This is a genomic window from Paenibacillus sp. FW101-FHT12H11, assembly GCF_058790355.1.
Window position 1 is genome coordinate 496454 of the sequence record NZ_JBYTCO010000004.1, and the last position, 20701, is coordinate 517154.

21 protein-coding genes are annotated in these 20701 nt (G+C 42.0%); all 21 read left to right on the forward strand.

The features are described from left to right. Window positions 1–180 precede the first annotated feature (180 nt). Window positions 181–942 (forward strand): YveK family protein, encoded by a 762-nt coding sequence (locus tag AC3WTJ_RS15680; protein ID WP_492522558.1) that lies wholly within the window; start codon window positions 181–183, stop codon window positions 940–942. Beyond that, a complete protein-coding gene (locus tag AC3WTJ_RS15685; protein WP_492522559.1) occupies window positions 923–1588 on the forward strand; it encodes a CpsD/CapB family tyrosine-protein kinase in 666 nt (221 codons plus the stop codon). The genes AC3WTJ_RS15680 and AC3WTJ_RS15685 overlap by 20 nt, the downstream gene beginning before the upstream one ends. Before the next feature lie 42 nt (window positions 1589–1630). Further along, the gene (locus AC3WTJ_RS15690; RefSeq protein WP_492522560.1) at window positions 1631–2914 is read left to right on the forward strand and encodes an efflux RND transporter periplasmic adaptor subunit; all 1284 of its coding nucleotides are present in this window, start codon (window positions 1631–1633) and stop codon (window positions 2912–2914) included. Window positions 2915–2935: 21 nt separating this feature from the next. Continuing rightward, on the forward strand, window positions 2936–4657 hold the full coding sequence (locus AC3WTJ_RS15695; protein ID WP_492522561.1) for a hypothetical protein: 1722 nt from the start codon (window positions 2936–2938) through the stop codon (window positions 4655–4657). A gap of 13 nt (window positions 4658–4670) precedes the next feature. Then, window positions 4671–4877 (forward strand): hypothetical protein, encoded by a 207-nt coding sequence (locus AC3WTJ_RS15700; RefSeq protein WP_492522562.1) that lies wholly within the window; start codon window positions 4671–4673, stop codon window positions 4875–4877. 71 nt (window positions 4878–4948) lie between these two features. Then, entirely contained in the window at window positions 4949–5731 is a 783-nt protein-coding gene (locus AC3WTJ_RS15705; RefSeq protein WP_492522563.1) for a hypothetical protein, read from the forward strand. Then, complete coding sequence (locus tag AC3WTJ_RS15710) at window positions 5731–6000, forward strand: PqqD family protein (protein ID WP_407869451.1); 270 nt, start codon at window positions 5731–5733, stop codon at window positions 5998–6000. The genes AC3WTJ_RS15705 and AC3WTJ_RS15710 overlap by 1 nt, the downstream gene beginning before the upstream one ends. Continuing rightward, entirely contained in the window at window positions 5987–6442 is a 456-nt protein-coding gene (locus AC3WTJ_RS15715) for a signal peptidase I (RefSeq protein WP_492522564.1), read from the forward strand. Before AC3WTJ_RS15710 ends, AC3WTJ_RS15715 begins: the two co-directional genes overlap by 14 nt. A 23-nt stretch (window positions 6443–6465) precedes the next feature. Next, window positions 6466–8256, forward strand: a complete 1791-nt coding sequence (locus AC3WTJ_RS15720; RefSeq protein ID WP_492522565.1) for an ABC transporter ATP-binding protein — start codon at window positions 6466–6468, stop codon at window positions 8254–8256. After that, window positions 8225–9256, forward strand: coding sequence for a nucleotidyltransferase domain-containing protein (locus AC3WTJ_RS15725; protein WP_492522566.1), 1032 nt, complete (start codon window positions 8225–8227; stop codon window positions 9254–9256). The genes AC3WTJ_RS15720 and AC3WTJ_RS15725 overlap by 32 nt, the downstream gene beginning before the upstream one ends. 194 nt (window positions 9257–9450) lie before the next feature. Further along, complete coding sequence (locus AC3WTJ_RS15730; protein WP_492522567.1) at window positions 9451–11397, forward strand: asparagine synthase-related protein; 1947 nt, start codon at window positions 9451–9453, stop codon at window positions 11395–11397. A gap of 16 nt (window positions 11398–11413) precedes the next feature. Further along, a complete protein-coding gene (locus AC3WTJ_RS15735) occupies window positions 11414–11548 on the forward strand; it encodes a paeninodin family lasso peptide (protein ID WP_157317924.1) in 135 nt (44 codons plus the stop codon). Window positions 11549–11657: 109 nt separating this feature from the next. Further along, window positions 11658–12587 (forward strand): HPr kinase/phosphorylase, encoded by a 930-nt coding sequence (locus AC3WTJ_RS15740; protein WP_492522568.1) that lies wholly within the window; start codon window positions 11658–11660, stop codon window positions 12585–12587. A gap of 3 nt (window positions 12588–12590) precedes the next feature. Further along, entirely contained in the window at window positions 12591–12899 is a 309-nt protein-coding gene (locus AC3WTJ_RS15745) for a lasso peptide biosynthesis PqqD family chaperone (RefSeq protein WP_492522569.1), read from the forward strand. Then, the gene (locus tag AC3WTJ_RS15750; protein ID WP_492522712.1) at window positions 12883–13338 is read left to right on the forward strand and encodes a lasso peptide biosynthesis B2 protein; all 456 of its coding nucleotides are present in this window, start codon (window positions 12883–12885) and stop codon (window positions 13336–13338) included. The genes AC3WTJ_RS15745 and AC3WTJ_RS15750 overlap by 17 nt, the downstream gene beginning before the upstream one ends. A 20-nt stretch (window positions 13339–13358) precedes the next feature. Beyond that, a complete protein-coding gene (locus tag AC3WTJ_RS15755) occupies window positions 13359–14531 on the forward strand; it encodes a nucleotidyltransferase domain-containing protein (protein ID WP_492522713.1) in 1173 nt (390 codons plus the stop codon). Beyond that, window positions 14531–16348 carry an ABC transporter ATP-binding protein gene (locus AC3WTJ_RS15760; RefSeq protein ID WP_492522570.1) on the forward strand — a complete coding sequence of 606 codons (1818 nt, stop codon included), beginning with the start codon at window positions 14531–14533 and terminating at the stop codon, window positions 16346–16348. The genes AC3WTJ_RS15755 and AC3WTJ_RS15760 overlap by 1 nt, the downstream gene beginning before the upstream one ends. Before the next feature lie 190 nt (window positions 16349–16538). Further along, window positions 16539–17285 (forward strand): glycosyltransferase family 32 protein, encoded by a 747-nt coding sequence (locus AC3WTJ_RS15765; protein WP_492522571.1) that lies wholly within the window; start codon window positions 16539–16541, stop codon window positions 17283–17285. Then, window positions 17282–18472, forward strand: coding sequence for a glycosyltransferase (locus AC3WTJ_RS15770; RefSeq protein WP_492522572.1), 1191 nt, complete (start codon window positions 17282–17284; stop codon window positions 18470–18472). Before AC3WTJ_RS15765 ends, AC3WTJ_RS15770 begins: the two co-directional genes overlap by 4 nt. Before the next feature lie 2 nt (window positions 18473–18474). Continuing rightward, window positions 18475–19512 (forward strand): glycosyltransferase family 2 protein, encoded by a 1038-nt coding sequence (locus AC3WTJ_RS15775; RefSeq protein ID WP_492522573.1) that lies wholly within the window; start codon window positions 18475–18477, stop codon window positions 19510–19512. 12 nt (window positions 19513–19524) lie between these two features. Beyond that, window positions 19525–20685 (forward strand): polysaccharide pyruvyl transferase family protein, encoded by a 1161-nt coding sequence (locus AC3WTJ_RS15780; RefSeq protein ID WP_492522574.1) that lies wholly within the window; start codon window positions 19525–19527, stop codon window positions 20683–20685. Window positions 20686–20701: the final 16 nt, after the last annotated feature.

A 20701-nucleotide genomic window follows, 5' to 3' on the forward strand; every position in this document is an offset into this window, starting at 1 on the left:
AGAAGGCCTTTCGAGGTGCTTTTCTTTTTTTTTATGGGCATTTTTTCCGATACAATTTGGAACTTAGAAATGGAATATTTTGTTGACATGATACGAAAAGTATCTTAAAGTAGTAATAGAATTAAGATACAAATAGTATCATTGAATTTCGAAAAAGATGACTTCTCACGGAGGGGAAACATGGAAATTAATTTAAAAGATTATTTGATGATTATAAAGAAGCGTTGGTGGCTAATTGCATTAATTGTATGTGGTTGTACCCTTCTAACCGCCATGTATACGACAGCCAATTACGTTCCGATTTATCAGGCTTCGACAAAATTGATTGTCAACAAAACATCTGAACAAGGTCAACTAGGCACGGAGCAAATCGATTATGGAGCCATCGGTGTTAATATGGCCCTCATTAATACCTACAAAGAAATCATTAGAACCCCGGCAATTATGGATAAAGTCGTTCAACGCTACCCTGACCTCAACGTATCTACCGACCAATTAATTTCTATTGTTAATGTGTCGAACCTCAATGAAACGCAAGTGATGTCGATTACGGCCCGGCATGTTTCCCATGATCGAGCGGTGAAGATTGCGAATGCCGTATCGGATGTTTTCCAAACAGAAATCCCCAAAATTATGAAGGTCGATAATATCACCATTCTGAATAGAGCCAAAGTTCAGGACAATCCTATACCCGTGAAACAAAAGTCAAATCAATACATCATTCTTAGTTTTGTTGCATCACTCGCTGTTACAGTTGGTATCATTCTTCTGGTGGACGCTTTAGATGATACTTTGAAAACGGATGAAGATGTCCGAGAGGCATTTGAACTCTCAACCTTAGCTTACATACCGAAAGTGAAAACCAAAGCACTAAGGGCGGCGCAGAAAAATAAATCCAGAAAAAAAGTAGAGGATATTGCATATGCCAAAACTATCCACTGATTCTTCCATAACGATGCAAAAGAATCCTAACTCTCCTGCATCCGAAGCTTATAGATCTTTAAGATTTAATATCGATTGTTCAGTATTCGGGCGTGAAGCAAAGACGATTACCGTCACATCTTCAGGCAGAGGTGAAGGGAAAACAACGACGGCTATTAATTTAGCCGTTGCGTATGCACAAACGGGCAAGAAAGTGGTGCTTGTAGATGCTGACCTGCGAAATCCTTCCATTCACTTAACGTTTCGTGAGGATAATACTAAAGGGCTGACCAATTATCTGGCTAATCAAAGTACATTGCACGAGATCGTACGGGAATCTTATATTGAAAATTTATCATTCGTTACGTCGGGTCCTGCTCCTCAAAATCCTTCCGGCTTACTGGCATCCCAACAAATGGATGTCTTGCTGGCAGAGCTTAGTGCGACATATGACATGGTTATTGTGGACACAACCTCCATTCTAACAGTAACGGATGCCAAGATTATGGCAACAAAGTGCGATGGCACGCTCCTCATCGTCAAATCCGGTAAAGTCAAACGCGGGATCGCCAAGAAAGTGAAAGAAGAGCTTCATCTGGCCAATGTGAATTTAATTGGCGTCGTCATGAATGAAGTGAAGAGCGATCATGCGTCGTCGTATCTTTAATTGTTGCGGGAAATCAAAGTAAGGGGAGAGAGTTCATATCCAATGAGAAAAAAACGGCGGAAGCAGCAACCGAAAGTCGTGAGAACCCTTTGTATTTTGACTTTAAGCATTGGCATATTGGCCGGGTGCTCGGATACGGCAGTGAACAATGCAGACAGCAATTCCATGTACAGTGATCAAGCGCCGAAAAGCATTAAAGCTTTCAAGGTCATTAAACAAAAAATCGGTGATCCGTTGGAACGTGCGGCAGAAGCACAATCATCAGCTCAATTTGATCTTACATCCAAGGCATCCGGAGATATCGATCAAATTTTGAAAAAACGCGGAGATATGGTTCAAGAAGGCGATGTGATTCTCCGGTTGAGATCCGGCGATCTCCAGACGCAGAGAGAAACCGCGGCTCTTGCTGTACAAACGGCTCAGGATGCAATAGAAAAAGCGAAATTAAGAGCTAAAAAAGAGACGCAAAACCAAAAGTTAGATATGAGCAATGCCATTCAAAAGATGGAACTATCGATGACTGGATTAATGCGAAACTACAATAAAATGAAAAACGATTATGATATCGGATTGGTTACGAAAGCTCAGCTATATCAGATGGAGACTCAAATGATGAGTGCCCGTATGGATCTGGATCAGCTTAAACAGAAGCTAAGCGCAGTAGAACCGCAGGAAGTTTCTCCTGAATTGGACGCGCAGCTCAAAAATGCCCAGGTTAACCTGCAGCAGCTTGACCAATCGATGAAAAACCTTGAAGTGAGAGCTACGGTAAGCGGCTTATTGACGGAGATGCCGATGGAAGCAGGGATGGCGCTGCAGGCGGGATCTAAGGTCGGGGTTATTCAAAGGCTGGATCCGATTAAAATTAAAGCACAGCTATCGGAAGCGGAAACGAACCAAATCGGTAATAAAACCCAGCTTTCTTATTTCATCGTGGGAGCAAATGAGAAATACAAGGGAGCCATCAGCTATCTCTCCAAAGTGATCGATCCGGAAACGAAGGCCTATGAAATTAATCTCGAAGTGCCGAATAAAGATTTGGCATTGAAACCTGGCATGAAGCTGAAGCTTCAACTGACGGAAGAGCAGGATCAGATTGTAGTGACCGTCCCTACCTACAGTATTGTTAAAGAAGGTGAAAATGCTTTCGTATTCGTGCTCAATGGAGACACCGTAGAGAAACGCAGCATTCAATTAGGCAGATTGAACGAGCCTAATCAAGAAGTGCTCTCGGGCCTCAAAGAGGGAGAACTGGTCGTAAAAACGAGTCCAAGTCAGTTAAGCAATAAACAAAAAGTTCAAATGACGGCTATTGAAGAGCAATAAATAAAATTGGAGTGACTTGACTTGAAAATAAATTGGAAACATACGATGGTTATGTTCATTTTATCCGTTTCACTCGTGATTCCATCAGCGGCTTTTCATGTAGCAGCCGATGAAAAATATGCATCAACAACGACGGAGAAAAGCTATTCGTTGACAAGTGATATCAAGGTAGAAGTGAAAAGTATTTTAAACGAATCAACCCCCGAAGGAGCTAGAATCGGCACGGTTGTACGTTTGTATAACGACGGGGATCGCCTGACGGGCGTACCGGAGTATGAAGTTCGTGCCAAGACGCAAGAGGGCTTGGAATATATCGTGCGTCCAAGTCAGGCTAACGCCAAAAACATTCAGCCCAAAGAGACGGTAGAACTTAGTTACATGACGAACATCGAGCGCTTTGATGTTTTTTCATTAACGGATCTTTCCTTCTATGATGTAGATGAATTCGTTTATCCCAAGCAAGAAAAGAAAATTATATCCTTGCCGATTTCAGACTTAGAATGGAAGGGTGAAAAGGCAATCCTTACAGATCCTTCTACGACGAAGAAGTGGGAAGATCCGTTTGCGATCCCGGTGCTGTCCAGCACGTTGTCATACAAGCCGGTCAGTCTTGCTGAACAGAATACGCCGGACGGGCCTATGACTATTGTAGCATTACTGGCTAAGAATACAGGGGATAAGAAAACCAATATCCCTGACTTCCGGATCAATGGCAAATCAGAGAATAAGATTTACAGCGGAAAGCGAATCGAGAAAGATCCGATCACCCTCGAACCCGGTGAAGAAAATTATGTCCATTATGCCATTCCGATCAGAAACAAGATGGATTTGAAAAGTTTGTCGGTCCTGACGCCAGAAGACTTTGTGGGAGAAGACAACAAACATACCGAATATTTAATCGGCAGATTGACGATCACGCCGCCAGGAGCTAACGATGTACGGTACTTTATGAATCAATTGACACAATATGAGTGGAACAAACCGTTTAAGATAGACCCTTTAACGAAGCTGATTCGACCAGAAATCAGTGTTTCCATGGTAGATCTTCGTGTATATGAAAGCGCAGGTGGCGGATTTAAAGCAGCTGTGGCCAAATTCAAGCTGCTCAATAAGAGCGAAAGTCCCTTGCAGGTTCCACACTTTCAGACAGTCCTAACAAGCATCAGCGGTAAAAAATATGTGGGTACAAGACAAAATACGCAGGTAGAAACACTTATTCCTAACCTAAGCTACGTCATCTACTATTCCTTTATTATTCCGAATGCAGAAAACGGTGAGCAGTTAGCCATGGAAATTACGGATGGGAAAAGTGTAGAGCCTTACAACCTTCCACTTGCAGCCTTCAAGACGAAAGTTATGGATGAGACGGACGATAAGGATGCAGCCTTCTTTCCTTTCCAAGTCACATTGAACAATTGGTCAGGTGGAGTCAACTACAGTATGGGACAAGGAAGTTTACCCTACACATATAAAAACAATCTGGATTTTGGGGTTAAACTTCAGGATGAAATCGTCGTTGATCAAAGCTTTTCCCAGATGAGACTCGAGTTCGCCGATGCCAAAAACAGAGTCATGGCTTCCAAGGTCTTATCCTTTACAGGCGATAATAAGCTGGTTAGCGGCGCACAATCCATCGATTTTAACGCGGACCGATTGGAAAATACCGTCTATCTTCGGATCTATGAAATCATTGATACGCCATTTGGTGAAGCAAGACGCCTTGTCCAAACTGTGAAACGATAGGAGAGCGAATGCGATGAAAGAGGAAGCGAAGAAGGTACCCAAATTGTATACTCGCCCCATGGTTCTAAGTCAACAGCCGGTTCGCTTTGAGACAGCGCAGAGCTGGAATAAAGGCCACGGCAATTTGAATCACCCTGGTAAAGGGAATGGCGGCATTAATTATCCCAACCCTCCGTATACTGGACCTCATAATGGCAATGGAAACGGCAAGAATAAGTGAATTTATTCAAAGAGGTTAACGGCTAACTGCCGTTGGCCTCAACAATCAATAAAGTCCCAAGGGGATGTACAATGGCGCGCATTCACACAATGATTGGGGAGCATCTTGTTCAAATGATTTGCGACTCCGATCAGATGACATACTGGATAGAGCGGAATTTCCCCGTGGCAGATACGAGCAATCGGAACCCGGATCTCTTCATTCAACTTACAGGGGGATATGGGACTCCTTTTGTTGACTATCACGTGGAGATTTCCAAAGAATCGCACAAGATCTTATTTCAAAGGGCAGATTATTGCATCGAGACCAGCTTGGATTATCAGGACTCCAACATTTCTGTGCATAATGAGTTGGCGTTAAAACACGCGCTGATGAATCTATACAGCTCCTATCTGGTCTACCATCAGTGCGGACTGCTGATTCACTCATCCTGTGCGATAGATAAAGGCAGAGCCTATATGTTTGCGGGACACTCGGGGGCCGGAAAATCTACGGCGGCTAAGCTGTCGCATCCCCGGGAGCTGCTTTCCGATGAGGCAACCATTATTAAAATTTCTCCTGGCCAGATCACCGTTTACGATTCTCCATTTCGAAGTGAACTGGTTAGATCAGGTGCAGGAGAGACCAGTCCGTTAACGAACATCTATCTATTGCATCAGGCAATGGATAATCAAATCATTCCGCTTAGCAAATCGAACAGCCTTCTTTTTCTTATGAATAATGTGTTTTATTGGTCTCACAGTTTGGAAGAAACAAGGAACATCTTCCGACTGCTGCAGCAAGTCGTTCATTCGGTTACGATTTCCGAGCTGCATTTTCAAAAAAACGAGACATTTTGGGAGCTGATATCCTAATGACCAAATACCTTCGGATGAATGATTATGAGTTTATACAGCTGGATATGGAATGTATTATTTTGAACACGGATGAGTTTACGTTGACGAAATTAAATGAAGTAGGCGGTTACTGCTGGTCGTTACTTGGCGTGGCACAGACAGTAAGCTCCATAAGCGAAGCGGTTCGCGAGGAGTATGCCTCCGTCGGCGAGAGCGTCGAAGAGGATGTTGAAGCCTTTTTGACGGAGATGATAGGGCGGGGTTTGGTCCAATATGCTGTTTCCTAAAGAATCGATTCAACTTCTTACACGTGTGATGGCCAAAAATGGCTGGATTGAACTTCCGGCACGAGGAACGAGCATGTATCCTTTTATCAAAAAAGGTGACATTTGCCGTTTCAGCGTTACGACCACGGAAAGTATAAAAAAAGGCGATGTCCTCTTGTTTCGTACGTTAGGCGGAAACTTGGTTGCACATCGATTTTGCCGGATGGTCACAAGGAATAAGCAGTTGTATTACCTCTGCAAAGGTGACACCAATTTAAAGCATGATGAAGCAATTGGGCTGGATCAATTGATCGGGAAACTGACTTGGATTGAGCGGAAAAGGCGGATCATCCATACAACGGATCTATATGCTCATGTTTGGGGAAGAATTATCCTGACATTTCCAATGATTGCGCTATTATTAAGATTTTATCTAAATCGGAAAGAAAGCTTTCAAGTCTAATCTTTCAGTGGAGTGTCGCGGGTATGATGGGAAGATTGGCCATAAAAGATGTTCGCACGACTTACTCCATATTGAAGCCCTACATGATTGCGCATCGTAAGGCATACATGGGGCTATTCCTTTTGTTATTCGCGGATATCGGTTTAACGTTATCCTTTTCATGGTTCTTTGGCCATCTTACGGATGCGGCCATTCATAGTCATTTTGGACGAATGAAATGGTTGGTGCCTTTAGGCGCGGTTCTGGTTGCCGTAAGTATTGCAGCGACGTATCTCACCACACTGTGGGAGACCATCGCAACAAATGGGGTAAAAAGGGACTTCTCCGCTGATGTGTTCAAACATATAATGCAGCTGCCTGGAAAGCACATCGATGGTAAACATTCCGGGGATTTGTTGGCGCATTTCACGAATGATATCCATAACCTTGATGGCATTATTGGCAGCAGCCTTATTTATTTGATCAAATTACCGTTCATCTATGTGGCTGTTTTCATTTACTTGCTTCAAATCAGTTGGAAACTGGCGCTCGTTAGCGTGTTTGTGGCGCCTGTTGCCATGGTTTCCGGGGTTATTTTGGGCTTCATGCTTCGGAAAAATAACCGGCTGATTCAGGATTTAGTAGCTCGAATGAACGTGTTGCTGAATGAAACGTTCAGCGGTTTGTTCGTTATCCATTCTTTCCTCATGGAAAAGTTCATTTTCGCCAAATATGTAAATAGGAATCAGGAACTATATGCACTGGAGCTGCAGAACGCCAAATTGCGCGGATGGTTTTATGTGGGGAGTCAGGCTGCTGCTTCCGTCACATTTCTGATAAGCCTATGTTTGGGTTCGTACTACGTCTCAAGCGGTGTCTTGACTGTAGGTGCCCTATTAACGTTTATCAACCTTGTTAATCACTTGGTATATCCGTTGACAGAGCTGGCTGGACAATGGGCAGGCCTGCAAAAATCCATTTCCGCCATGGAAAGGATATTTAAGATCCTGGAAATAGAGATTGAATCCGACAGCTTGCCTGAGGCGATTGCCTATAAGCCTATGCTGTCAGCCATTCATTTCAAAGATGTTTCGTTTAGTTATGATGGGCAAAAACTTGTTTTCAATCAATTTCATTTGCAAATTCCGCCCGGAAAGATCGTCGCAATTGTCGGTTTAAGCGGGGCAGGAAAGAGCACTTTGTTTCATTTGCTTCAGGGTTTTTATTTGCCGCAATCAGGCAGCATTACAATCAACGGCCATTCGACGGCTGCGCTGAACGTTTCCGAACAGAGAAGCTTATTCGCTCATGTTTCCCAAGAAACCGTGTTGTTCAGCGGTACGGTCAGAGAGAATCTGCAGCTAGCCAAACCTGGCATCACAGATGCCCAGATGATACAGGCGGCGTCAATTGCCGGCATTCATGCCTTTATCACCACTCTTCCGAAGGGATATGATACCGAAATCGGGGAGAGAGGCTCTAGACTTTCCGGTGGGCAACGTCAGCGTATGGCTATTGCACGTGCCCTGTTAAAAGATGCTCCTATCCTTCTGTTGGATGAAGGCACGTCAGCCTTGGACAGCGAAACGGAGTATCATGTGCAAAAGGCGATGGAAAAGCTGCTGCATAATCGCACCACGTTAGTGATTGCTCATCGACTATCCACCGTACAAAATGCGGATCTCATTCTTGTTATGGATGAAGGAAAGATCGTGCAAATGGGCCGTCATGAAGAGATCATTAGGCAGGAAGGGCTGTATCGTCGATTATACCGGTTGCAGTCGGAGAAAGGAGCTCCAAGTGATGATCATTCCTTTGATACACGCGTTGTATGATCCGCGGGCTTCTTTTCCTCAGGATGTTACCTTTTATGAAAAAGCGTTAGAGGATATTGCGTACTTTGGCGTAGCTTCCCAGGTTTATTTCTTAATCCAACAACAAGGCAGAGGGCCGCAAGTTCCGCTCTTTTTTCAAGAACGATTAAAACAAGACTATGACGAAACGTTATTTCTCAATCTTTTTATTAAAAATCAAACGGACCGGCTGCTGAAGAAATTCGAGGAGTTGGCGATTTCTGTCATCCCGCTTAAAGGCGTCTATTTGGCTGAGAAATATTTTGGTCATCTTGGAGCTAGAGGGACAACCGATATTGATGTGTTGGTGCAGAAGCATGATTTGGAGCGGGCTATTCAGTGTGTGAAGTCGCTGGGATATACCACCCAGCAAGAGAGCACGATGCCGCATTTCCACTGGAGCTTATCCAAACCTTTGCCCCATTGTCCGGTTCCGCTCACGGTTGAACTCCATTGGGATTTCCTGATCGAGAAAACTTCGAATTTAAACATGGACGAATTTTGGGGAGAAGCGTTGCCGATGGCCTCCTTCCAATATGTCAAGGAGCTGTCTGTTTACCATTCGTTTTACATGATTTGCCTACATGGCTGGAGCCATTATATGAATTCGCCCAAATATTTCATAGATATTATCCAAATTCTCCAGGCAAGGCATGATCAGATTGACTTTAATCGGTTATTAGAGGATGCCGCTGCACATAAAACGCTGCGCAGAATGATAAGAACATTGCTTATCGTGTATCGTTATTTTCCTCACTTATCGGAGATCAAGGAATTGCCGTTGCCATTGCCGCTTCGAAGTAAGCTCAACTTTGAGGAGGCGTACAGGGGAAGAAGCCGTCGAAATTTCAAGCAATTTGTAAGTAAAGTTTATGATAAGTTTTTCAATTTTGATTCCCTTGGACATTCATGGGCAGCGCTCGTTCTATTCGTATGTAACCTAGGAAAAATGATGTTTTCGAGCGAGATGAAAAAGTTTTAGGAAGCAGTTGACAGTAAAGAACGAAGATGATATCCTGAAATTGTTCTCGATAAAGAACGACAAGTGGTCAAATAAATGAAAAGTAAGTCGGGGAATTGAACAAGAATTATAAGGCATACGTTCACTCGCTTGTTCTTTAAAAAGAACAACAAAGCAGTGGAATACCAATTACTAATTGTACTGTGGGGTAGAAAATGAGTGCCATCGCCGGGATATTCCATTATGATCAAGAACCGATAAATACGGAACATGGTCATCGTATGATGTTCGATTTAGAGAAATATCCTGCTGACGATATTCAGGTATGGCACCATGAGAAGATCTTCCTGGGCTGTCATGCACAGTGGATCACGCCAGAGTCGATTGGTGAGCGATTACCCTACTATGATCAGAATAGAAAGTTAGCGATAACCGCTGATGCGATCATTGATAACCGAGATGAATTATTTGAGAAGCTTCAAATAGAGCGAGACCGGAGAGCTGGCATACCGGATAGTGAGCTGATTTTACTGGCCTATCACAAATGGGCTGAGGATGCTCCGAAGTATTTGATTGGCGATTTTGCCTTTATGATTTGGGATGAGAGGAAACAAATGCTTTTTGGCGCCCGGGATTTTTCGGGGAGTAGGACGCTTTATTTCCACTCTAATGCAAAGCGGTTTGCGTTTTGTACGGCCATTGAGCCTTTGTTGACGCTACCCTATGTGAAGAAGGAACTTAACGAACAATGGCTGGCGGAATATTTGGCGATTTCTGCTGTGGTTGAAGCGGTAGATGCTTCAATAACACCGTATCAACATATTGATCAACTGTTACCGTCTCACAGCATTTCGATTACCGGCGGGCAAATAAAGCTTACTAGATATTGCACGCTAACTGCGGGAGAGCGGTTAAAACTCAAATCAAATGATGAGTACGTAGAAGCTTTCCAAGATGTTTTTCGAACAGCTGTCCAATCGCGTCTACGGACGAACCGTGGGGTCGGTGCTCAATTAAGCGGCGGACTAGATTCTGGCTCCATTGTCAGTTTTGCTGCTAATGCTCTAAGCAAGAATGCCAAACGATTGCATACATTTAGCTATATCCCTCCTAAGGATTTTAAGGATTATACGCCCAGGCATTTAATGGCGGATGAACGCCCCTTTATTCATTCGACCGTGCAGCATGTTGGTGGCATTAACGATCATTATTTGGATCTTGAGGGTAAAAACTCGTATACAGAAATTGACGATTTTCTAGAAATAACGGAGCTTCCCTATAAATATTTCGAGAACTCCTTCTGGATTAAAGGGATATTTGAGAAAGCGCAGCAGGAAGGAATTGGCGTGTTATTAAGCGGCGCGCGAGGGAATTTGAGCATATCCTGGGGATCCGCTTACGAGCATTACGCCCTACTTTTAAAAAAAATGAAGTGGGTTCGTCTTGTACAAGAGCTGCATCACTACAGTAGTAAAGTGGGAGGGCCAAGACTGCGGAGGCTTCCAGAAGTGGCCAGAGTAGCCTTTCCATTCATCGAACGAATATTTCCATCAGAGGATAAATCCTATATATTCCCAAGAATCATTAATCAGAATTTAGCTAAAAGAACGAATGTGTTTAACAGACTAAAAGACTACGGTATAGATCAAACAGGATGGTTTTCCTCCACTGCGAATCTGCATGAACTAAGGAGAAAACATTTCGAAGATGTATTCCACTGGAATACGACAAACACATTAACGGCAAAGTTGTCATTACGTTACTCGCTATGGCAGCGTGATCCAACCAACGACTTACGGGTAATCCGGTTTTGCCTTTCTGTACCTGAAGCACAATATGTGCAAAAGGGTGTTGATCGGTCTCTTATACGAAGATCTACAGAAAAGTTATTGCCGGATAAGGTCAGGTTAAATCTGCATTATCGAGGGGTTCAGGGTGCTGACTGGGTTCATCGGATGATTCCGCATTGGGATACATATAAAGCTGAGTTAAAACAACTCAGCAAGGATGATAGAATCTTGAGCTATTTAGATGGTGATGTGTTAAATGCTGCGTTGGCAAAGGTTGAAGCTGGGGCTATCCCGGAATATGCGACCGATGCTGATTATAAGATTTTAATGCGCAGTTTAATCCTATACCGATACATGAAAAAATTTGCTTGAAAGGAGGTGAATATATATGAAAAAAGAATGGCAAAAACCGGAATTAGAAGTGTTGAATGTAAACATGACAATGCTTGATCCTAAAAACGGGAATCACCTCGATCATAATTATCCGACAGGAACGCCTAAAGACCAATTAACATGGAGCTAAGATTAACTTAGCTTAAAAACTAACTAGATTTCTTACATATGTTAAAGCCCTTATACATCAAGACAGTATAGGGGCTTTAACATAATCATGGTAACAATGGAGTGAAATAATGTTAGAAATCAAACAAAAACTTATCTATAAAGCCTTCGGGTTAACCATATCAAGCGATATGGATTTGCCGGAATTAATCAAAGTGAGTGAGGAGCAAGAAGTAGCGGATATCGAAATACTTATTGACCCGGACCTCACGTCATTATACTTTGATTTATCCGATGATCCCAATCAATTTCTAGTCAAAGAGAATTTAACGATGTTCCATATTCCTGAAATTGCAACGTTCTCTATCCAGGATGGAAAAAAAATCACGGTTTCACCGATGAAAGAAGCAGAAGAGGGCGAAATTCGACTTCTCGTTCTTGGAACATGCATGGGTGCCATCTTGATGCAGAGAAAAATATTTCCTCTGCACGGAAGTGCTCTAGCAATTGAAGGTAAGGCTTACGCAATTGTTGGGGATTCAGGTGCGGGGAAGTCAACGCTGGCTTCAGCGTTCATAACTCGTGGATATCAGCTTCTAAGTGATGATGTGATAGCAATCACGTTGTCGCAGGATAACATTCCATACGTTACTCCATCCTATCCACAACAGAAGCTATGGCAAGATAGTCTTACCAAGTTTGGTCTGGTATCCAGCAATTATCAGTCTTTATATGGCAGAGTGGATAAATATTATATCCCGGTATCCACTAGCTACTGTACGGAATCCTTACCTCTCGCCGGCGTGATTGAACTTGTGAAAACAGCGAATGAAGATATAGAGATTCGTCTTATTGAAAAGCTCGAACGTTTCTATCCGCTATTTTATCATACCTATCGCAATTTCTTTATTCCTGGTCTAGGATTAGTCGATTGGCACTTTAAAACATCGGCGAGCATTTTGCATCATATTCAAATGTTTCAATTAAGTCGACCAGTATCCAGCTTTACAGCTCCTCAATTGGTTTCGACCATCCTGGGAACATTAAATTTGGGGGAATAAACCATGATTAATCATGAAACAATTTCACTGCAAGATTGTGTATGTCAAGGAAAAGGGAACATCGTCAGCGATATGGGCGGTGAAAAAGTCATGCTAAGTGTTCAGAACGGAAAGTATTACAATCTAGGAGAAATTGGCGGTAAAATATGGGATTCTATTGAAAATCCTATTTCCATTGGGCAGTTAGTTTCTACTTTAATGCAGGAATATGATGTGGACCAAAACGAGTGCGAGCAGCATGTAATATCCTTCTTAGCACATATGGCAGGAGAAGGTTTGGTTCAAGTTGGAGCCGATGGGCATCGTGAATAAAGTTAGAAGTTTTTTCTCATTAGATGCGAAAACAATGCTTTTATTTATAGAAGCTTATATCTATTTGGGGTGGGCGCGTTTGCTACTCTTTCTTCCTTTTTCTAGGGTCGCACCTTCGTTAGGCGCTCAGATGGAGGAAACAACGAATAGCCAAATCTTAATTAACAAGGCCACATTAAGCAGAGTTCATGATGCGATTCAGATTATGAGTCAACATACGTTCTGGGAGAGTAAATGTCTGGTTAAGGCTATAGCCGCTTTAAAAATGCTTGAAAAACGTCAAATTGAAAGCACACTGTATCTTGGGACCGGCAGAGACGAGTCTGGCAAAATGGTAGCTCACGCTTGGCTTCGCAGCGGTCCCTATTATATAACCGGAGCAGATGGCATGGAACGATACGCGGTTGTAGGTAAATTTGCAAAAACTATCAGTCGGTAGATAATGAAGGAGCAGAAATGATGGACAATAATGTTCGCTTGGATTCGGCGCCTTTTTCTGATGAATTGAATTTATTGCTATCCATCATGAGAGAGGATCAGATAGAAATAACGAATATCGATTGGGATAAATTCCTTGCCCTCGGAAGACATCATCGGGTTTACTCCATTCTTTTTAACCATCTCAGGAAAACAGATGAAGTGGGGATTCCACCGAGAGTCAAGCAAGCTCTGAAAAAAGACTTTGAAAGCAACACCTTCAATATGCTGCGCTTGAGCGCACAGATGGAAGAACTTTGTAAGCAGTTCTCCGAAACGGATATCCGCGCTATCGTCTTGAAGGGACCTGTTCTTGCAGCTGATCTTTATGGCGATGTATCCCTTCGAACATCACGCGACTTAGACATCCTGATTCCCATGCAAGATTTGAACAAAGCAGAGGAATTGCTTAAAGGATACGGCTACGTGAAAGAAGAGGAATACAAGACGATACTGAATGATTGGAAATGGAGACATCATCATGTCACCTATATCCACGAAATAACGGGAGTTACCCTCGAGGTGCATTGGAGATTAGGCCCAGGTCCTGGGAAAGAGCCTGCTTTCGATGAATTGTGGGAACGGAAACGGATAAGTACGATTACGAGTAATCCTGTCTATTACTTAGGGAGAGAGGATTTATTTCTATTTCTTGCTGCACATGGGGCTCGCCATGGATGGTCCCGTCTTCGTTGGTTGGCCGATATCGATCGGATTTCCAGGCAAAACTTGGACTTCCCTAAGCTTTACAAACTGTTGAAGGAATTCAGACTGCTCCACATTGGTGCACAAGCGCTTATTTTGGCTAAACAGCTTCTTCATACTCCGTTAACCATGGATCTGGAATCACTTACTGCATCCAAGAATGCTAAACAATTAGCAAATGACGCCCTATTCTATATTGGGCAAATGATTAATCTTCATACGCCTCCTTTGCCGGAGCATGTGGCTAATTATCATAAACGTCATTTATTTTCACTGATGCCGACTCCGCATAAAATCCTTTTCATCATGAGTTTCTTTTATCCATACCCGGAAGATGCCGAGACACTGCCTTTACCTAAGCAATTGCAGTTCCTCTACTTCCCTTTACGTCCTGTCTTGTGGGCATGGAGAAAAACATGGAAGCGTAACTTGTCACAGGGAGAAGTGTAATGGAACATCTCTTATATTTTATCAAACAGTTGCATGGCTACGCGGGTAAAATTTTATATGTGAACCTTCTGGCTATGATGCTTATCAGCTTCCTTGACGGCATGGGGATCTTTTTATTGCTCCCATTGCTCGGCATCAGCGGTATCATGGACATAAATACGGGATGGAGTTCCCATCTAGGCATCATTAAATTACTGAATGAGCTTCCTAAGTCAGTATCACTGATCATCATCGTAGGTGCGTATATTGCACTAATAACAGGCCAAAGTTTGATTCAGCGGAATCTCAACCTTAGAGATATCAAAATCCATACCGGATTTATTAATCACGTCAGAGTAGAGACCTATAACGCCTTACTTCAAGCGAACTGGGATTTTTTCATTAAAAAAAGGAAATCAGATCTCATTAACTCGTTGACTGGAGAGTTGGGGCATGTAACAACGGGATCCTATGTTTTTATGCAGTTCTTAACATCGATTATATTTACTTTGATCCAAGTCGGGATTGCCTTATGGTTATCTGTCAAATTGACCGTCTTTGTCCTATGCTGCGGACTAGTCGTCTCATTCTTTTCTCGAACTTTTATTAAAAAAGCAAACAAGATTGGAAATCAGTCTTTGGAGATCGGGAGAAGTTATATCGGCGGAATAACGGATCACTTCAATGGAATCAAGGACATTAAAAGCAATATGTTGGAGGAGTCACGCCGTAACTGGATGATAGATTGGTGTCAACAATTCGCCCGGGAACGATTCGCAGCTGCTAAAATTAGTGCGAATTCCCAGCTGTACTACAAGGTTTCGTCCTCTCTAATCATTGCAGTGTTTATTTACGCTTCCGTTATGCTCTTCCATACACAAGGACAGCAGCTGATGTTAATTATCCTCGTGTTTTTTAGACTTTGGCCTCGATTTCAAGGTGTTCAGACGAATCTCGAACAGATCGCCACGGCAATTCCTGCTTTTAAATCCTTGAAGGCATTACAAAATGAATGTCGAGCATCCAGGGAAGTTAAAGAAGAGAACCGTGACTTTAATTATGTGAAACCACTTCATATTGAGGATTATCTCGAATGCCGTGATGTGTCTTTTCGATATAATCGCAATGAAGAGGTTCGTTCACTCCAAGATATAAACTTGCGAATTTACGCCAATCAAATGACAGCCGTCGTTGGTAGATCCGGCGCAGGCAAAAGTACTTTAATTGATATTCTGATGGGATTGCTGCAGCCCGAGAAAGGGCAGGTCCTTGTGGATGGAGTTCCCCTTACAGGAACGAATTTATTATCTTTGAGAAAATCGATCAGTTATGTCCCCCAGGATCCGTTCCTTTTTAATGGAAATATACGTGAAAACCTGCTTATGATCGCTCCGGATGCCACAGAAGAGCAGCTCTGGGATGCCTTAGAGTTCGCCGCATCTGCTGAATTTGTCAGGAAGCTTCCTCAAGGGTTGGATACACTCATTGGAGACAGAGGCATCCGATTGTCGGGTGGAGAAAGACAACGGCTTGTTTTAGCGCGAGCCATATTACGCAAACCTTCCATCTTGATTTTGGATGAGGCGACCAGTTCGTTAGACTCAGAGAATGAGACGAAGATTCAAGAAGCGTTGGATCGGCTTCAAGGCAAGCTGACCATTATTGTCATCGCTCATCGGTTGTCGACAATACGAAATGCTAATCAAGTTATTGTCATGGATCAAGGGACAATCGTTCAAAGTGGCGGATTTAACAAATTAGCGGAAGAAAAAAATGGGCTGTTCGCAAAATTTCTAGGGAATCAATTGACAGACTTGCAAACGACGGCTGCGACGTAAATCTAAATTTAATAATCCGGATCATTGACATGTTCTTTATTAAGAACTACAATTGATATGAAAGACATGTCAGTTAACATTTCACATCTTTAAGGCTTTAATTATTCACGCGTAATAGTTCACTATAAAGAACGGATGAGATCCCAGAAGTAGGCTCTGGAATATTTATATGATCTAGGGGGCAATATCCTTGAATAATAAAAGCACCAGAATTCCAAAGATTATCCATTACTGCTGGTTTGGCAAAAACGAGCGGCCAGAAATCGTTAAAAAGTGCATAGCCAGTTGGCATAACCATTTAACTGACTATCAATTCATAGAGTGGAATGAAAGCAACTTTGATGTCAACAGAAATATCTATGTGAAGCAAGCTTATGAAGCAGGTAAATTTGCATTCGTTAGCGACTATGCGAGGGTGTTTGCACTATATCACTTCGGCGGCATTTACTTAGACACTGATGTTGAAGTATTCAAATCCTTTGACGACCTACTGCATCATGAGTCATTCTGGGGATTTGAGCAGGAGAATTTTATTGCAACGAGTACGATCGGGGCGGCGAAAGAAAATAAGCTGATCAAAGTCTTTATGGATTCCTATCAGCATAAGAACTTCATTCGGGAAGATGGCTCCTTTGATTCATTAACCAACGTTGCCTTGATAACGAGGATGTTAGGAGACTGGGGAGTTAAGCCTAATGGCCTCTATCAAGAGATAAGCGGGGTTGGGACTTTTTATCCCCAAACGTATTTTTCCCCCTATGATTACATTAACTGCAGAACATTTATGTCCAATAATACTTATGCCATGCATCATTTTTATAAAAGCTGGTTGCCGCCTAAAGCACGGTTTAAAGGTCAGATGAAATGGATGCTGGCCAAAGTAATTGGTGGCAACAATATCGCAAGAATGAGGGAAGCTCTCAGGAGGATCCAATGAAGAATATATTAATTGCATCCTTCGATATGGAAGTAGGGGGAGTAGAGAGAAGTCTGGTCAGCATGCTTGATCAGTTTGATTATAACTCGCATGAGATTGATTTAATGCTCTACAAACATCAAGGTGAGTTTATGAATTTAATTAATGATAAAACTAATTTATTAAGTGAAGTCCCGCAGTACACCACTTTTAGAAAGTCAATTGGAGAGACCTTTCAAGATAAGCATTACACGATCGGCATATCAAGAGTCCTATCCAAGTTACATGCGGAGATGTTTAGACGAATCAGACGGGTGGCCGAGCCGGGATATTATCAAATGCAATTGATGTGGAAATATGCACTGCCCTATTTACCTCAAGTTGAGAAAGAATATGACGTGGCAATCAGTTATTTATGGCCTCATTATTTTATAGCCCATAAAATTAAGGCAAAGAAGAAGATAGCCTGGATTCATACCGATTACTCCAATGTAGAAACAAACGTACAGATGGATCTGGAAATGTGGAGAGAATTTGATCACATTGTAGCCGTCTCGGATGCATGTAAGGAGTCGTTTTTATCCAAATATGGGGAATTAGAAAATAAGGTCATCGTTATAGAAAACATTACCTCTCCAGACTTTATTAAAGTTATGGCTGATAAAGAATCAGCTGAACCTATGATGAATGATCCAAGATTTAAATTAATGACCGTAGCTAGACTATCCCATGCCAAAGGGATTGATAATGCTGTTAAGGCTTTAAAGCTTTTAAAAGATAGAGGTTACAAGGATATTGCATGGTACGTTGTTGGCTACGGCGGGGATGAGGTAGCGATAAGGGAGTTAATTGAAAGTAATGGATTAGAGGACCAATTTTTCCTATTAGGCAAGAAAACAAATCCTTACCCGTACATAAAAGCTTGTGATCTGTATGTTCAGCCATCCAGGTATGAAGGAAAGGCAGTCACCGTAACGGAAGCGAAAATTTTAGGTAAGCCTATCTTGATTACGAATTATGCTACCGCGAAGAGTCAGATTGAAGATGGTATTGATGGGGTTATCTGTGATCTTAATATAGAAGGAATAGCAGCTGGAATAGAGCGGCTCTACAAAAAATATGAGCTAAGAAACAAATTAATCAACCATATTACGAATCAAGACTACAGTAACACGTACGAATTAGAAAAGCTGTATGGGGTGATGTAGACATGAATATTAAAGTAAGTGTAATCATCCCCGTCTATAACGCTGAAAATTATTTGAATCATTGCTTGGATTCTCTTATTGGTCAGTCCTTACAGGAGTGTGAGTTTATTTTTGTTAATGATGGATCCAGAGATCAAAGCGGTCACATGATTGAAAACTATGCGAAGCATGATCCAAGAATAAAACTGTTTCATCAAGAGAATAAAGGTGTAAGTATGGCTCGAAATAAGGGGCTAGAGGAAGCTGCCGGTGAATATATCGGATTTGTTGACGCAGATGATTTTATTGAAGAGGACATGTATGCGACATTGTATAGCGCAGCTCGTGAAGGTGGCTATGATGTCGTTATTTCGAATTTTGAAAGTGAGATTGAGGGGCGGAAGGTTACAACCAGGTATCCTTTCCCAACCAATACCATGCTTCCAAGGGAATATATTGAGCAGAACATAATACCTTTCTTCTTGCAGTCTGATCAATTAAATACAGCATGCAACAAGCTTTATAAACGCCAAGCAATCATTGACTTCCAAGCAAAGTTTCCGGAGAAAGTTGCATTAGGTGAGGATGGCATGTTTAATATGCAATTTTTTAGCCGTGCCGGCAGTGCGATGTATATTGACTATACAGGTTATCATTACCGTGAAGTAGCGGGAAGTGCGACTAGAAACATTTTGGAAAAGGACTATTTCAAAAGAGCATTGGAAGTGTACACACTCGCCATGCCAGAAGCGCTTTTGAGAGGTGTGAATCCATTAAGGCATAAGCAACTAAAATCGATCAAATTAATTCATAGTGTAATGTCTTATGTTTATGTATATCTAAATGCATCAAACGAGTTAAATTTCAGCAAAAGACTCGGCTATGTGAGTGATATGATAAATAACCCTTATGTAAGAGAAGCCTTGCCATTTTACTACAAGGAAGTCTACGGGACTTTAAGTAGGTATGAAAAGTTTGTCGTGAATATGATTCGAAGGAAATCGACCATAGGATTATACTGCGCCACGACTTACAGCCGAATAAGAAATAAATCGAGTTAAGGAGATCAGAACATGAAAATTATGATGTTTGCTCATGATGGCAGTTTGAATAGAGGTTGTGAGGCAATTGTTCGCGCTTCGACTAGTATTATTAAAGAGAAGATGACAGGAGCCAAAGTATTTTTAGCCTCGGGGAAACCGGAGACGGATCGTATCATTTCCAAAATAGATGGGATTTATGACGGATCACCTCTTGCTATTAAGAGATATTCGTATGACTGGCTTCTCTCATCAGTTAACGTAAAGCTTTTTAACAATGAATCGTATGCACTTGGAAAAATACACAATAACATTGTTAAGCATATTCCTCAAATGGATATTTGCCTTTCCATTGGTGGGGATAATTATTGTTATGGTGAACAACCTGGCTGGTATGAAATTAACAAAAGAGTAAAAGCACAAGGCAAAAAGCTAGTCTTATGGGGATGTTCGATAGGTCATGAAGATATGTCAGACCGGAAATTAGAAGACTTAAAGTTGTTTGATCTCATTCTTGCTAGAGAAACGTTGACATATCAAATGTTAAAAAGCAAGGGTTTGAATAACGTCAAATTATGTGCAGACGCCGCTTTCACAATGGAGAAGGAAGAGCTGGATCTGCCTAGTGGGTGGCAATCTGGAAACACTGTCGGTCTTAACTTTAGTCCTTTGGTGTGGAAGAAAAACGAAAAATCTCAAACGGCAGTCAGAGACCTCATTACCCATATCCTAAAAACAACTGATATGACCATAGCTCTTACTCCTCATGTAATTGAAAATGGAAATAATGATCATGAAATTCTTCAGAAGTACTATGAGGAGTTTCAGCATACCGGCCGGGTGATTTTATTGCCGAGTCATCTAAATGCCATTCAGTACAAGGGTTATATATCAAGAATGAGATTTTTTATTGGAGCTAGAACACATGCAACAATAGCGGCTTATTCCAACTTTGTACCAACGATGGTTCTAGGATACAGCGTGAAGTCGAAGGGCATTGCCAAGGATATTTTTGGAGAAGAAAAGTTGGTCTTAGGCATCGAAGAAATCTCAAATAGCCTACGTTTAATTTCTAAATTCGATGAGATGGTTAGAGAAGAAGAAACAATCAGAGAGACTCTGCAAGTGTCTATTCCTCGTATCAAACAAATGTCCTATAAAGCTGTTGAGTATTTAGATCAATTAGTTCAATGAGATTGAGGTGTGTATG

Coding starts and splice junctions, on each gene's coding strand:
- AC3WTJ_RS15680 (WP_492522558.1), top strand. CDS start 181: ATGGAAATTAATTTAAAAGATTATTTGATGATTATAAAGAAGCGTTGG.
- AC3WTJ_RS15685 (WP_492522559.1), top strand. CDS start 923: ATGCCAAAACTATCCACTGATTCTTCCATAACGATGCAAAAGAATCCT.
- AC3WTJ_RS15690 (WP_492522560.1), top strand. CDS start 1,631: ATGAGAAAAAAACGGCGGAAGCAGCAACCGAAAGTCGTGAGAACCCTT.
- AC3WTJ_RS15700 (WP_492522562.1), top strand. CDS start 4,671: ATGAAAGAGGAAGCGAAGAAGGTACCCAAATTGTATACTCGCCCCATG.
- AC3WTJ_RS15705 (WP_492522563.1), top strand. CDS start 4,949: ATGGCGCGCATTCACACAATGATTGGGGAGCATCTTGTTCAAATGATT.
- AC3WTJ_RS15710 (WP_407869451.1), top strand. CDS start 5,731: ATGACCAAATACCTTCGGATGAATGATTATGAGTTTATACAGCTGGAT.
- AC3WTJ_RS15715 (WP_492522564.1), top strand. CDS start 5,987: ATGCTGTTTCCTAAAGAATCGATTCAACTTCTTACACGTGTGATGGCC.
- AC3WTJ_RS15720 (WP_492522565.1), top strand. CDS start 6,466: ATGATGGGAAGATTGGCCATAAAAGATGTTCGCACGACTTACTCCATA.
- AC3WTJ_RS15725 (WP_492522566.1), top strand. CDS start 8,225: ATGATCATTCCTTTGATACACGCGTTGTATGATCCGCGGGCTTCTTTT.
- AC3WTJ_RS15730 (WP_492522567.1), top strand. CDS start 9,451: ATGAGTGCCATCGCCGGGATATTCCATTATGATCAAGAACCGATAAAT.
- AC3WTJ_RS15735 (WP_157317924.1), top strand. CDS start 11,414: ATGAAAAAAGAATGGCAAAAACCGGAATTAGAAGTGTTGAATGTAAAC.
- AC3WTJ_RS15740 (WP_492522568.1), top strand. CDS start 11,658: ATGTTAGAAATCAAACAAAAACTTATCTATAAAGCCTTCGGGTTAACC.
- AC3WTJ_RS15745 (WP_492522569.1), top strand. CDS start 12,591: ATGATTAATCATGAAACAATTTCACTGCAAGATTGTGTATGTCAAGGA.
- AC3WTJ_RS15750 (WP_492522712.1), top strand. CDS start 12,883: ATGGGCATCGTGAATAAAGTTAGAAGTTTTTTCTCATTAGATGCGAAA.
- AC3WTJ_RS15755 (WP_492522713.1), top strand. CDS start 13,359: ATGGACAATAATGTTCGCTTGGATTCGGCGCCTTTTTCTGATGAATTG.
- AC3WTJ_RS15760 (WP_492522570.1), top strand. CDS start 14,531: ATGGAACATCTCTTATATTTTATCAAACAGTTGCATGGCTACGCGGGT.
- AC3WTJ_RS15770 (WP_492522572.1), top strand. CDS start 17,282: ATGAAGAATATATTAATTGCATCCTTCGATATGGAAGTAGGGGGAGTA.
- AC3WTJ_RS15775 (WP_492522573.1), top strand. CDS start 18,475: ATGAATATTAAAGTAAGTGTAATCATCCCCGTCTATAACGCTGAAAAT.
- AC3WTJ_RS15780 (WP_492522574.1), top strand. CDS start 19,525: ATGAAAATTATGATGTTTGCTCATGATGGCAGTTTGAATAGAGGTTGT.